The 13,380-nt window shown below is 41.6% G+C and carries 14 protein-coding genes; 11 read left to right on the top strand and 3 right to left on the bottom strand.

Annotated elements, in window-relative coordinates:
• Positions 1-221 precede the first annotated feature (221 nt).
• Complete coding sequence (locus tag K1X82_12690; GenBank protein ID MBX7182964.1) at positions 222-2,063, bottom strand: peptidase M61; 1,842 nt, start codon at positions 2,061-2,063, stop codon at positions 222-224.
• Between the two features lie 55 nt (positions 2,064-2,118).
• On the bottom strand, positions 2,119-3,774 hold the full coding sequence (gene recN, locus K1X82_12685) for a DNA repair protein RecN (GenBank protein MBX7182963.1): 1,656 nt from the start codon (positions 3,772-3,774) through the stop codon (positions 2,119-2,121).
• 262 nt (positions 3,775-4,036) lie between these two features.
• Between recN and K1X82_12680 the strand changes: the two genes are divergently transcribed.
• On the top strand, positions 4,037-6,313 hold the full coding sequence (locus K1X82_12680; protein ID MBX7182962.1) for a PKD domain-containing protein: 2,277 nt from the start codon (positions 4,037-4,039) through the stop codon (positions 6,311-6,313).
• An 881-nt stretch (positions 6,314-7,194) separates the two neighbouring features.
• Here the strand turns inward: K1X82_12680 and K1X82_12675 are convergent.
• Positions 7,195-8,598: an MBL fold metallo-hydrolase gene (locus K1X82_12675; protein ID MBX7182961.1), complete on the bottom strand. Its 1,404-nt coding sequence runs from the start codon at positions 8,596-8,598 to the stop codon at positions 7,195-7,197.
• 599 nt (positions 8,599-9,197) lie between these two features.
• On the opposite strand from K1X82_12675, the gene K1X82_12670 reads away from it, so the two are divergent.
• From K1X82_12670 to K1X82_12625, 10 genes are all read left to right on the top strand, one after another.
• Positions 9,198-9,827, top strand: coding sequence for a Crp/Fnr family transcriptional regulator (locus K1X82_12670; GenBank protein MBX7182960.1), 630 nt, complete (start codon positions 9,198-9,200; stop codon positions 9,825-9,827).
• A gap of 70 nt (positions 9,828-9,897) precedes the next feature.
• Positions 9,898-10,101, top strand: a complete 204-nt coding sequence (locus K1X82_12665) for a DUF2892 domain-containing protein (GenBank protein MBX7182959.1) — start codon at positions 9,898-9,900, stop codon at positions 10,099-10,101.
• Between the two features lie 16 nt (positions 10,102-10,117).
• Positions 10,118-10,354 carry a rhodanese-like domain-containing protein gene (locus tag K1X82_12660; protein ID MBX7182958.1) on the top strand — a complete coding sequence of 79 codons (237 nt, stop codon included), beginning with the start codon at positions 10,118-10,120 and terminating at the stop codon, positions 10,352-10,354.
• Between the two features lie 16 nt (positions 10,355-10,370).
• Positions 10,371-10,682 (top strand): rhodanese-like domain-containing protein, encoded by a 312-nt coding sequence (locus K1X82_12655; GenBank protein MBX7182957.1) that lies wholly within the window; start codon positions 10,371-10,373, stop codon positions 10,680-10,682.
• Positions 10,683-10,685: 3 nt separating this feature from the next.
• The gene (locus K1X82_12650; protein ID MBX7182956.1) at positions 10,686-11,141 is read left to right on the top strand and encodes an OsmC family protein; all 456 of its coding nucleotides are present in this window, start codon (positions 10,686-10,688) and stop codon (positions 11,139-11,141) included.
• Between the two features lie 3 nt (positions 11,142-11,144).
• On the top strand, positions 11,145-11,621 hold the full coding sequence (locus K1X82_12645) for a DNA starvation/stationary phase protection protein (GenBank protein MBX7182955.1): 477 nt from the start codon (positions 11,145-11,147) through the stop codon (positions 11,619-11,621).
• A 3-nt stretch (positions 11,622-11,624) separates the two neighbouring features.
• Positions 11,625-11,900, top strand: coding sequence for a hypothetical protein (locus tag K1X82_12640; GenBank protein MBX7182954.1), 276 nt, complete (start codon positions 11,625-11,627; stop codon positions 11,898-11,900).
• Positions 11,875-12,189, top strand: a complete 315-nt coding sequence (gene trxA, locus K1X82_12635; protein ID MBX7182953.1) for a thioredoxin — start codon at positions 11,875-11,877, stop codon at positions 12,187-12,189. Before K1X82_12640 ends, trxA begins: the two co-directional genes overlap by 26 nt.
• Positions 12,190-12,192: 3 nt before the next feature.
• On the top strand, positions 12,193-12,576 hold the full coding sequence (locus tag K1X82_12630; protein MBX7182952.1) for a DUF983 domain-containing protein: 384 nt from the start codon (positions 12,193-12,195) through the stop codon (positions 12,574-12,576).
• A 10-nt stretch (positions 12,577-12,586) separates the two neighbouring features.
• The gene (locus K1X82_12625) at positions 12,587-13,321 is read left to right on the top strand and encodes a redoxin family protein (protein ID MBX7182951.1); all 735 of its coding nucleotides are present in this window, start codon (positions 12,587-12,589) and stop codon (positions 13,319-13,321) included.
• Positions 13,322-13,380: the final 59 nt, after the last annotated feature.

Here is a 13,380-nt window from a genome sequence, read left to right as displayed (position 1 = left end):
ACGATAGAGGCAAGTAGCTCCGGACCAACGCAGCGGTTGAGCGGAGTTGGCCCGGACTACAGCCGATAGCGTGACCCGAACGCCCGTGCAGGTTGTTTCGGGGTTGATACAAAAACTAGTTGGGCGGAGGGGGCCCGCATACCAGGTATTTAAACCCAAATTGAACTTGAAACTTTAGACTAAAAGGAAACCAATTTTCATCAAACAGGGGATGCCAAACGCTACCCTTTTCCTTTCCACCATTGAAGCATTTGAATTTGCTCCGGGGTTAAGTTGTTCGACTTCTCTAACACATCTTCCCTAACCAATTGTACCCGTATTGCCCTTGCCTTCAGCATTTTCCTGCGGTAATGCCCATTTTCATTCATTCGGTTTACCTTAACCTTAAAAATATCGCCTTCCTTCACCGAATTATACCAATTGGTCTTCACTTCCCTAAAATTGCTTTGGTTCAAACTTTTCCCGTTGATTGCCAAAATTTGATCGCCTACTTGAAACCCAAGCAATTTTCCAAATTCATCCATATCTTCAATATCATAAACAATCAGCCTTCTATTTTCGGAATTTACTATCATCCGTAAACTCCCAAACGAAAAATCTTTTGAATATTCCCTGGCACGATATACATAGCCAATGGCAGAAAAAACCTCCTCAAAAGGCAAGGGTAATTTTCCTTCCACATACTTTCTGAAAAACTGTCCAATTTCCGGAAAAGTCATGGCCTCTATTTCAGGAATCAAATCAGGGTCTTTGAAAGATTTATCCTTAGGATATTTCTGGGCCAGCAAATTCACTACATCCTGCAACCCTTTTAAACCATTCGACAACTGCCTGAGCTTAATATCCAAACAAAGACCTATCAATGCTCCCTTTTCATATACATTTTGATACTGATTTTCATACTTATCCAAACACCCCAAACTCATTTCAGTAAATGGCAAAGTGTCATTAAAGTACTTCCTGGAAACCCTGATTTTCTTCTGCATCTCTTCCATAAATTCCTTTTCCGACTTTAGCATTTGCCTAAGTTGTACAAAATGTGCTGTATATTCTGTTACCCCTTCATACAACCATAAATGCCTACTCATTCTGGGATTAGCAAAATCGAAATTCCCTATTTCTTCGGAATGAATATTCAGCGGGGTAATGATATGGTAAAACTCATGCGCAGCCACATCGCGAACTGTTTGACTGATGCTTAAACTATCCTGCTCAGGTAAAAAATACATGCTGCTATAACTATGCTCCAAGGCACCTGCCGAACCTGATCCACTCAATCCATCAAACAAGTAAATCATAAAGGCATACTTTTGAATGGGCAATTGTCCGCCCAAATAGTCCTTAGCAGCTTCTAAAATAGACCTAATTTGGTAACCGATAAACCTGGAACTAACTTTTCTGTTGGGGCTATACACGGAGATGAGTATTTGTGCTCCGCCAATTTTCAGCACGGTAGTATCGGGATGGCAATACATCAGAGGTGCATCAACCAGATCATTGTATCTGGAGGTAGTAAAAACATCCTCCTCTGCAGAGGTTTTTAGGGCAATTAAGCTAGTGGCTCCATAAAAAGAACCTGGTTTTTGAATAGTTATTTCATATGGCGATTCCGTTTTACCTTGAAAGTAACCGAACAAACCATGCGTATTGAGCACCAAATTGGTATCTTTTTGAAAATTGGTTCCGGCAGGTTCAAATACAAAATTTGTAGTATCCGCATCCCAGGTATCATTAACCAGGTATTCGATTCGGCGTAAAGCAGTGGCATTAGAAATAACCCAATCGCAGGCATTGGGATGAGAAACTTCCAAGGACTTCCCCTCGGCGTCAAAAGCCTTGAAATCCTGAATAAAACGTCCAAAATCATATACCTTATAAGTTCCCGGAACCATTCTTGGAAAAGAATAAGTAACGCTTGATTCAGCAAAAACCGGGGTAATTAATTCAACAGCAAGCTGATCATTGGTATAATGAGCTAAATCTACTTTGAATTTTAATGGATTACCGGCCAAAGCGCCGGAAACACTTGCAATTACCAACAAAAAAATATAAAAACGTGGCATGCCGTAAATATAAGAGAACTAGCCTTATTAGCTCCACTTTTTTAGAAAGTTTGGCTTAGGCATCAATTAAAGCACGGGCATTCTCCAGGGCAGGTAAGGAAATATTTCCATCACTGAGCATAGCTGCTACTGCATTAACCCGTTCCTCAACATCCAAAACCTTAATTTGGGTGGTAGTTTTCCCTTTCAAATCGCCCTTAAACACAAACAAATGATGATGAGCCCTGGCGGCCACCTGGGGCAAATGGGTAATAGCTACAACCTGCATATTTTGCGCTATACCCTTCATAAGGTTGGCAATTTTGGCCGCAACCTCCCCGGAAACACCGGTATCAATTTCATCCAAAATGAGGCTGGGCAGTTCGGCTTTTTGTGCTAAACTACCTTTGATTGCCAACATTAACCTCGACAACTCCCCACCGGAGGCTGATTTAGCTGCATCCTTTAACTCCGAACCCTTGTTGGAACTAAACATCCAAACCACCGCATCTTGCCCATTTGGTCCGGGTTCGGTAACTGCATTTAATTGTATTTCAAAAACAGCATTTGGCATAGCCAAAGCAATTAACTGTTTCGAAACAATGGTTGAGAAATCCTTGGCTGCCCGTTTCCTGGTTTGGCTTAATTCAGCGGCAGCTTCGCCATAAACACCCAACAGCCGATTCAACTCTGTTTGTGCTTTTGCAATTTCAGCGTCAAAGTTCTCAGCCTGATCAATGCTTAGCTCTAATTCCTGTTTCAAGGCAATTAGCTGTTCTACCTGTTGCAGGTTATGTTTGCGCAACAATCGATATACCTTATCCAAGATGGAATTAACTTCTTCCAAACGCTGCGGATTATCCGTAATACCTTCGGCATACCGGTCCAACTCCTGCGACAAATCCTTCAATTCTACCAAGGAAGAAACAGCCCTGTCTAAATAAGGCTGAGTGTTTCCATCCAATCGAACCAGACTTGACAATAAACCTTTTACAGAACTTAATTGTGAAAGCAAGGCAAACTCACCTGCCTCAAAAGCTTGTAATGTTCCGGCTAAAAGGTTTTTTATTTCTCCTGTATTCTCTAATCTACGTTGTTCACTCTCCAATTCCTCCATCATTCCCTCTCTTAAATTGGCCTCACTTAATTCCTGCCATTGAAATTGGTTAAAGTCCAGGTTCTTTTTTAAATCCGACTCCTTTTGTTTTAGATTTTCTAATTCACTTCGCTGAGCTGCAAACTGCTTGAATGCATTTTGAACCGCCATCACTTGTTGACCATTTCCGGCAAATCGATCCAAAGCGTGTAGCCTAAATGCTGCATCGGCCGCATCCAGATTTTGATGCTGGGAATGTAAGTCTACAATCAGGTGCGAAAACTCCTTTAATACTGATAGGTTCACCGGAGTATCATTAATAAATGCTCTGGATTTACCCTCCGAATTAATCTCTCTGCGCACCACGGTGTGATTGGAATAATCCAAATCATGATGGGTAAAAAAGGAATGTGGGGCTAACTTCTCCAAATTAACCTCCAACTCTACCACACATTTCTGACTCTTATCACGCAAGGATGAACTATCGGCACGTTCGCCTAATGTTAACCCCAAAGCCTGCACCATTATTGATTTTCCTGCTCCTGTTTCACCGGTAATTACATTAAATCCCGACGAAAACTTCACTACCAAATCATCAATAATGGCAAAGTTCTTTATGGATAGGCTTTCAAGCATGTTGCAAACTTAGTTTTTAATCTTTTTCCAAAAAATAAGGGATTTGTCAAGATTTTAACAGCCCTCTTTTCCCACTTTTTAAATGTTTTTCGCAAATTTAAATGTAAGATTTAAATTTTCAAAACCGTTGCTATTTAAGACTTAAATGGTAAAAGTAATAAAAAAACCAAATTTTGAACGAGTAAGAAATTACCCAAAACAGACTTTTTATTTGGAAATACAGTTGCACATTTGCATCGTCAACCTTTTAAAAATAAACGACATGAAAAACAAATTAACCCTACTGATTGCATTTATAGCGGGATGCTATAGTGCAATGGCCCAAGGTAATTTCTACCTTACGGGTACAGTTTCCGGGCTCAATGGCCCCGCCGGAAATGTTCAGGTTTGCGTAGCAACCGATTCAACGGCCCAATCAACCTTTAATTATTACGATTGTACCTACACCGATTCCAATGGATACTACTTTTTCGGAATTCCGGGCGGCGCAGTGCCAGGACCAAACGTAGTTTATACGGTTTCGGTTATGGCTTGCGGAACCATTACCAGCGGACAAGTTCAAAACAACCAGGGTACCACTACCCAAGTTAACCGCGACTTTAGTTTAAGTTGCGACCCGGTTGCTAATTCTTGCACTGCTTCATTCATTTACTCTACTTCCAACACCGGTGAAACTCATTTTCAACAAACGTCCGGAAGCGGATACTTCTACGATTGGTCATTTGGTGATGGCAGCGTTGCTTCAACCGGAGACCCTGTACATACCTTTACGGGAACTCCTTACGATAGCTTTCAGGTTTGCTTAACCATTTACAACAGTACCGGTTGCCAAAGCACCACCTGCCAGTTAATTTACCCTATTCCAAATACCAGCAGTGGTTGCAATGCCAGCTTTACTTCCTATGACAGCACAGCCAATGTAATTTACTTTATTCCAACCAACACCAGTGCAAACTTGCAATATTTCTGGGATTTTGGCGACAATGGAGCAACCTCCAACAGCCCTTACCCTAGCCATTATTTTGCCAATGGAACCTATTCTGTTTGTTTAAGTGTTTTCAATCCGATTGATTCTTGTACAGGCCAATGGTGCCAAACTATCGTGGTAAATGATTCCGTAGTAAACCCTACCTGTCAGGCTTCTTTCACCTACAATTATGTAAACAACAATACCATTGCTTTCCAACAAACATCTTCTTCACCTACCAACCAATACTTCTACAACTGGAGTTTTGGTGATGGTACCGGTGCATCTACCGGAGATCCTACTCACACCTTTTCAGTTTCAGGTCAGTATGATACCGCTTACGTTTGTTTGACAATCTATGACAATGCCGGTTGCCAAAACACTGTTTGTCAATACATTTTTGTTTCTGATTCTGTTATCCAAACCGATTCTTGCTACGCTTATTTCACCGCTACTCAAGCCCCGGTTAACAACCTGGAAGTATTGTTTACTTCATACACCAGCCCTAATGCCCAATATTTGTGGTCTTTCGGCGACGGAAGTTCTTCTACCATGGCTAACCCCGGACATGCTTACAGTGCTGCCGGTGTATACACTGTTTGTTTAACCGTATATGGAGCCAATGGTTGTCAAAACTCCTACTGCTCTCAGGTTACTGCCGGAGGTGCTCCAACCACTTTCTCAATCTACGGATCGGTAATGGCTGATTCCATGAATGTTACCGATGCTACCATTTACCTTATTTCAGTTGATTCAACCAACCTGGGCTTAGCCTTAAACCTGGTTGACGCTGTTGCTGACTCCAATGGTTACTTCCATTTTGACGGTCTAAGTGCCGGAAACTATTTGGTGAAAGCAGCTCTGAATTCAACTTCAGGCGATTTTGCTAACTTCCTGCCTACTTACTACGGCAATAGCCTGTTCTGGTCAAGTGCCGTTACTGTTAACTCGACCTCAAACTCTTACTTAATTATTGATTTAATTGGTGGAAACAACCCTGGCGGACCAGGTTTCATCGGCGGATTGGTTAGCCAAGGTGCCAACAAAACCGAAGGCCCAGGCGACCCTATCAACCAAGCACAGGTAATGATCCTAAACATGAGCAACCAAGCTTTTGCTTATGAAATTACCGGTACCGACGGAGCATTCGCCTTCCCTAATCTACCTTACGGAACCTACCAAGTGTATACCGAAGTTCTTGGGTTGCCAACCACTCCGGTAATCGTTACCATCGAACCGGGCAACACCTCCGTTTCCAACGTGGAAGTTGTAATCAACAGCGACGGGGTTACAACCGGAATCGAAAAAGCTCCAGCTATGGTGGAAATGACCGATTTGTTCCCAAATCCTGCCAAAGAATCTGTTCAATTGAATCTGAATTCTAAAATCGATGGAGACCTTAGCGTTCAAATCGTAAATATGTCAGGAATGGTGGTTAATAGCCAAGTGGTTAAAGCCAACAAAGGACAAAATACCATCGTACTCCCAGTTCAATCTTTAGCTGCCGGTATCTACTCAGTTAAAGTTGCAACCGAAAACACTAGCATCGTGAAAAGGATTGTGAAGTTGTAGTTTTAATGGTTATATAAATGGGGAAAGCCTGCTCCTTCACCGGGGCAGGCTTTTTTTTGTTCCAAATCCTATCCTATTTATTGATTTGGGTAAAACCGATTGCCAAGCGGCTCTTCTCCAACTATGCTTGACCATCATTTGCCAAAACAGTTTGTGTATCGGCATTTAGCCCTGTACTTTTAAAAATGCATTTTGGGCTATTACCGAATGGACAAAATGTATAGTCCAATTTTATACTTAAATTTTCTTGAAAAAATCGGACAAACACCGATTGCAAATCTGTAATAGACCAAATAGGCTAAGCCATAATTGGTCTAAACAGCTTTTGCATCGGCATTTACCTCTGTAATTTTCGAAATAGTTTGGGACTATTTCTCAAATAACATTGGTATAACATTTTGTATCCTCGGTACTTACCAATTTTGAAAATGCCGAGGATAAAAATAAATGATTCCAGGAGGCCTAAGCGAACTGGAATCATATTATTTTTCCTCTCGGTATAAATTTATAAAAATCCTTTGGACTATTTATAAATTAAAATTGGTATAATTCTCCCAAACCGTTGGGATAAAAAGTCTAGGTTCGCCATTTGAATTTGTCGGGTTTAGGGCAAAAAAAAGGCGAGCTTTTCAACTCGCCAATTTGATTTCCTGTCCTTCCAGAAAAAATCCCTATCCTTTCCGGACAGAAAACTATCCTATCTGTGTAAATACCAACAAGCAAAGGCAAACCCAGGTAATGCCCAATAAAATGCTGGTTAATGAATTTGAATGTTGTAAGGCCTTTTTCATCGTTGTGGATTTTGTTTGTTTTTACGCTGCAAATATCCACCCCTCCATTCAACCCGCAATTAACAAAGGTTAATTTCGAAAAGGCAAGCCCTAATTTAATACAAACATCTCCTTCCGATGCGGAATGCTTACCTTCCCAAATCCACGCTCCATAAACTTTTCCTTAAATTCCAAAACCGTCTGCTCCTCCCCGTGCACCAAAAAAATCTCCTGAATCTTTTCCTTTTCCACACAGCTTAAATACCTAAAAACTCCTTCATAATCGGCATGGGAACTATAGCTTTCAAAATTGTAGATATGAGCTTTTACCTCAAACATTTCTCCAAAAATCTTAACCTCCCGATGCCCATCTCTTAGTCGCCCACCCAAACTATCGGGAGTGCAATACCCAATCAACATAATGGCATTTTTCGGATCTTCTAAGTTGTTCTTAATATGGTGTTTTACCCGTCCGGCCTCGGCCATTCCGGATGCCGAAACAATTATACAAGGCCCCTCCTTCTTGTTCAAGGCTTTGCTGTCTTCAGCGTCGGTAATGTAAGTTAAGTTCTTGAAATGAAAAGGATTATCGTCCCTTTTCATATAGGCCAAAATTTCATCATTAAAGCACTCACTGTGGTTACGCATTACTTCGGTGGCTTTGTAGGAGAGCGGACTATCAACATAAACCGGAATATCGGGCAATGCACCGACTTTTTGCAGTTTATCCAAGGCATAAATAAGGGTTTGAGTTCGGCCTACACTAAACGCCGGAATAATTAATTTGCCCCTGTTTTCAATACAAACCCGCTCAATTATCCCTAAAATATGCTTTTCTGCTTCGGGCAAACTTTCGTGTAAGCGATTCCCATAGGTACTTTCGCAAATCAGGTAATCGCAGGGTGCAAAGGGTGCCGGATCCTTCAAAATAGGAGTGTTAAACCTTCCAATATCTCCGGTGTAGGTTATTCTTTTCGTTCCCTGAGGGGTATCAATGCTTAGGTGGGCGGCAGCACTTCCCAGCAAATGTCCGGCATCGGTATACTCCAAAACAGTGTCGTCGGCAATATCCAAAGGGGTATTATAAGGCAGAGGCACAAACAATTCCAGGCAAGCTTCTACATCGTCGGCATCGTACAAGGGTTCAATTTCCTCTTTGTTTTCGGCACGTCTGCGCTTGTTAATGTATTTTAGATCATCCGTTTGAATGTGAGCAGAATCGGCCAGCATGATCCTGCAAAGCGAAATGGTAGCAGGAGTAGCATAAATTTTCCCGCAAAACCCTTCTTTCACCAGGCGGGGCAGCAATCCGGAGTGGTCAATATGAGCATGCGATAAAACCACCATATCCATCATTCTTGGGTCGAAACCAAAATGTCGGTTCAGGTCTTCTTTGTCCTTGTTATGCCCTTGAAACAAGCCACAATCCAATAAAATCCGATTTCCTTTGGGTGTAATAATTAAGTGTTTCGACCCGGTAACAGTCCCGCAGGCTCCAAAACTTTGAAATATCAATTGTCCTTCCACTTCTTCATAGATTTGCTGCAAAGATAGAAGGCTAAACCTCCCCAGGTGTTTAATTAACGTTTGATGTTCTATTTTAAAAATTTGGCGGGCCCCCTTCCGCCACCAACAGGTTTTGGTCTTCGTCGGTAGGTGCAATAGGCGTTCGGGTCACGCTATCGCCTGTAGTCCTCGTCCCCCTAGGCTAACGCCGTCGGTGTCCTGTGGGCTACTTGGCTCTATCGTTGCCCGGGGTGCAAGCCCAATCTACAGCACTTTCCCAACCCGATATCCGAATTCAATCAGCTACTATGGGTTTACACCACACCTCAGGAAAGTTTAATGCCGTTTGGGTTTGCACCCCGGGTAGCGAAAGAGCGTGATACCCCCTTGGCCATGAATACTATATCAAACGAGGCCAAGGGGTATTAGCGAAAGCGCGACCCTTGCGCCAGGCACTTCCTTTGTTTTTATGCACCAAATCCGGTTGGCGTAAGGGGACCCGCCAAATTATCCTAAAAAAAATAAAACGGTTTCTGAATAGAAAACCCGAACCCTTATCCACACGAAGCCAATATGCTTTAAACTTGCAACCAAAATTTTTGTCTCACATGCCAGTACCTGCCAGCTTTACCCAATTGTTTGAACCCGGATTGATAGAGGAAATTATGACTAATTCGCGCGAAATGACCATTCCGGAAGGAGGAGTTATTTTGGATGCCGGACAAATGGTTACGGTAATTCCGGTAGTACTTTCGGGGATTATCAAGGTTTCACGTATTGATGACCAGGGACATGAATTATTGCTTTATTATGTAAATTCTTCGGAAAGTTGTGCCATGACATTTACCTGCTGCATGCAACAATACCCCAGCGAAATAAGAGCCGTTGCGGAGGAGGAAGTTCATTTATTGGCCATTCCCATTCATTTTATGGATCAATGGTTGGTGAAATATCCAACCTGGAAGAGTTTTGTAATGAAAACCATCCGAAACCGCTTCAATGAACTGCTTCGATCGATTGACCAAATTGCCTTTCAGAAATTAGACGAGCGCCTGGTGCATTATTTAAAAGACAAAAGCAAGGCCACTTCTTCTTCGTTGATTAATCTTTCGCACGAGCAAATTGCACAGGAGTTAGCCACCTCCAGAGTAGTGGTATCAAGGCTTTTGAAGAAGTTAGAGAATGAGAAAAAGTTGCTGTTATACCGGCATCAAATAAAATTGTTGAGCGATATGTAACAAAGGTTACTATCTGTTTTAGTGAGGTTCCCGATCTTTGACCCACATTTAATCACTAAAACTTAAAGTTATGAAACAGAACATGGGAACCCTGGACAAAATCCTCCGCTTAGTGGTGGCAATTGTCGTAGCAATTCTTTATTTCACAGGAACTATTTCCGGACAAATTGTCCTCGGATTAGGGGTGTTAGCCGCAATTTTTGTATTAACCAGCCTGGTTGGTTTCTGTCCATTGTATCTTCCATTTGGCTTAGATACCAAAGAAAAAAAATAAAATAAAAACAATTCATATGAGTACCAAAACAACCATTATTGATGTGCGCACTCCACAAGAGTTTTTTGGAGGAAATGCACCGGGAAGCATCAACATTCCATTGAACGAAATTCGCGAACGTATTGATGAGATTAAATCGTTGCAACCCATTATTTTTTGCTGTGCCAGCGGCAACCGCAGCGGACAGGCAACAGCTTATGTTAAAAGTTTAGGAATCGACTGCGAAAACGGAGGCAGTTGGATTCAAATATAATTTCAGAAAAACAGATATGATTAATTTAATTAAAAAATTGTTTGGGATGGGCCCATCGGTCAATTACCAAGAGTTGATGCAACAAGGAGCTATCATTTTGGATGTTCGGACCAAGAACGAATTTCAAAGTGGACATATACGAGGCTCCGTCAACATTCCGGTTCAGGTGTTGGGCAATAACCTTTCCAAACTAAAAAAAGACAAACCAATTATAACTTGCTGTGCCTCCGGAATGCGCAGCGCATCTGCCAAAAGTATTTTAACATCGAACGGCTTCAAGGAGGTTTATAATGGCGGCTCCTGGGCAAGCCTTCAAAGCAAAATTTAGATCATGGAACCCCACTATTATAATGTAAACATAAACTGGAATCACGGCCGCGTTGGCAGCATGTGTTCTCCGGAATTAAATGAACAAGCCGGCAACGACTTATGTGTCGACGTTGCCACTCCACCTCAATTTCCGAATGGAGTACCCGGCATATGGTCGCCTGAACACCTATTTACCGCAGCTGTTTCCAGTTGTTTAATGACAACCTTCTTAGCTATCGCTGAAAACTCAAGATTGGAATTCCGTAACTTTGCATGCAAATCCAAAGGCAAACTGGAGCAGGTAGATGGTAAATTTATGATGAGTGAAGTAATTCTAGAACCTACTGTTACCATTTCGGATGAAAAAGACCGGGAAAAAGCAGAACGCATCTTATTAAAATCGGAAGCGGCTTGCTTGATTTCCAACTCCGTAAAAGCGAAAGTTAGCATGGTGCCTACTATTGTTGTAACTCCATAAACTATGAAAAACTATAATCAAATCGGATTGGATCCTGAGCAAAGTTTAGAGCTCATTGAAAAACTCAATTCTTTGCTGGCCAATTACATGCTTTTTTATCAAAACACCAGGGGTTTACACTGGAATATCAAAGGTGAAAAGTTCTTCGAGCTTCATTTGAAATTCGAAGAACTTTACACCAACTTGTTGCTGAAGGTGGATGAGTTAGCCGAACGCATATTGACTTTGGGCGGCGTACCAACTCATACTTTTCAGGATTATTTGGAAGCTTCCAGCATCAAGCCTGCCAAAAACGTGTCGGAACCAAAGCCCTCTGTGGCCTTAGTTTTAGACTCTTTTCAAATTTTATTAATTAAACAACGAGAGTTATTGGATCTTTCGAACCAAGCAAACGACGAAGGAACCAATGCCTTAATGAGTGATTACATCCGGGAGCAGGAGAAACTGGTTTGGATGTATTCCGCTTATTTAAACCACTAAAGTATGTTTGAAACACTTCGAACCTGGACCATAACGCGTTGGATTTACGCCGGATTGGGTAGCTACCTGGTGGTAGTGAGTATCATGGAAAGAAATTGGGTGGCTGCCCTGTTCGGAACATATTTCGCTGCCATGGGAATTTTTGGTTTTGGCTGTGCTGTTGGAAACTGCGCCACACCTAGCCAATCAAACAACCGGGTACAGGATATCGATAGCTTGGAAGTAGAATATCAAGAAATTAAGCACAAAAACCATGGAAACAACAACAAAACCAACTAGTTTCGCCGAATTAATTGCCTCCGACAAACCGGTATTGGTCGACTTTTCGGCTGAGTGGTGTGGACCTTGTAAAATGATGGCACCTATTTTAGATGATCTTAAATCCAAAGTTGGAGATAAGGCTACTATTATTAAAATTGATGTAGATAAAAATCCACATGCAGCCAATGCGTTTCAAATTCAAGGTGTACCAACCCTGATACTATTTAAAAACAAGCAAATCAAATGGAGGCAATCCGGAGTTGTACCGGCTCATACACTCGAACAAATCATTGCCCAAAACCAATAATATATGCTAATCCCTGAAATTTTCTATTCCATCTTTACCAATACCTGTCCAAAATGCCATCAAGGTAAAGTATTTACTAATCCCAACCCGTACGACTTAGCTCATTTCGACCACATGGAAAAAACTTGCTCCTGCTGTGGCAATGTGTATGAAAAAGAGCCCGGCTTTTTTTATGGTGCCATGTATGTTAGTTACGCTCTGATGGCCGGTTGGTTTATGGTTACCTGGCTCATCGATTCTTTGTTATTCCACACCGATTTGCTTTATTTCACCATTTTCATTGGAATTTCGGTGCTTGTTTTTGCCCCGTTAACCTTCCGGGTTTCTCGTATACTCTGGATGAATTTCTTTACCCGCTTCGACAAATCTTATTCTAAATTACCTTAATCTATAACCCATGTTTAATCGTTCACATAACCTTAGCCTTATAATCCTTTCGGCATTTATTTACATTGCCATTTTGGTTACCGGATGTTCCAATGCACAGAACCAAAATATCAAAACCAACCTCCAGGTGCAAGAGTTCAGTGATAAAATAAAAGAATTACCCAATGCACCAATAATTGATGTGCGTACCCCGGAAGAATTTGGGAATGGTCACCTGGCCAATGCAATAAACTACAATTGGAATGGTGAAAATTTTGAAAAAGAAATTGCCAATTTAGACAAATCAAAACCGGTTTTAGTATACTGCCTAAGCGGTGGAAGAAGTGGATCGGCAGCTAGCAAAATGCGGAGTATGGGATTCAAAGAAGTTTACGAAATGGCAGGAGGAATGATGAAATGGAGAGCAGCCAATTTACCCGAAACAACCGATACAGGGGTTAAAAAACCTGGAATGACTTTGGCTGATTACCAAAAAATGCTTGCTTCAGACAAAATTATTTTGGTAGATTTTTATGCCGACTGGTGTGTTCCTTGCAAAAAAATGAAACCCTACTTGGATGAAATTTCAACTGAAATGGCCGCCACAGTTCAAGTGATACGCATCAATGCCGACGACAATGTTGAACTTATGAAAGAGTTAAAAGTAGATGCATTGCCGGTTTTGAAAGTATATTCAAAAGGTCAAGAAACCTGGAATAATATTGGATTTGTTCCAAAAGAAGAGGTGGTTGCCCACCTAAAGTAGAATAAAATAGTTGATTAAGTGTTATGGAAGGCCGTTTCGAAAGGAATGGCTTTCCTGTT

Source organism: Bacteroidia bacterium, assembly GCA_019695265.1.
Taxonomy (GTDB): domain Bacteria; phylum Bacteroidota; class Bacteroidia; order JAIBAJ01; family JAIBAJ01; genus JAIBAJ01.
This window is presented reverse-complemented; position numbering and strand designations above follow the sequence as displayed.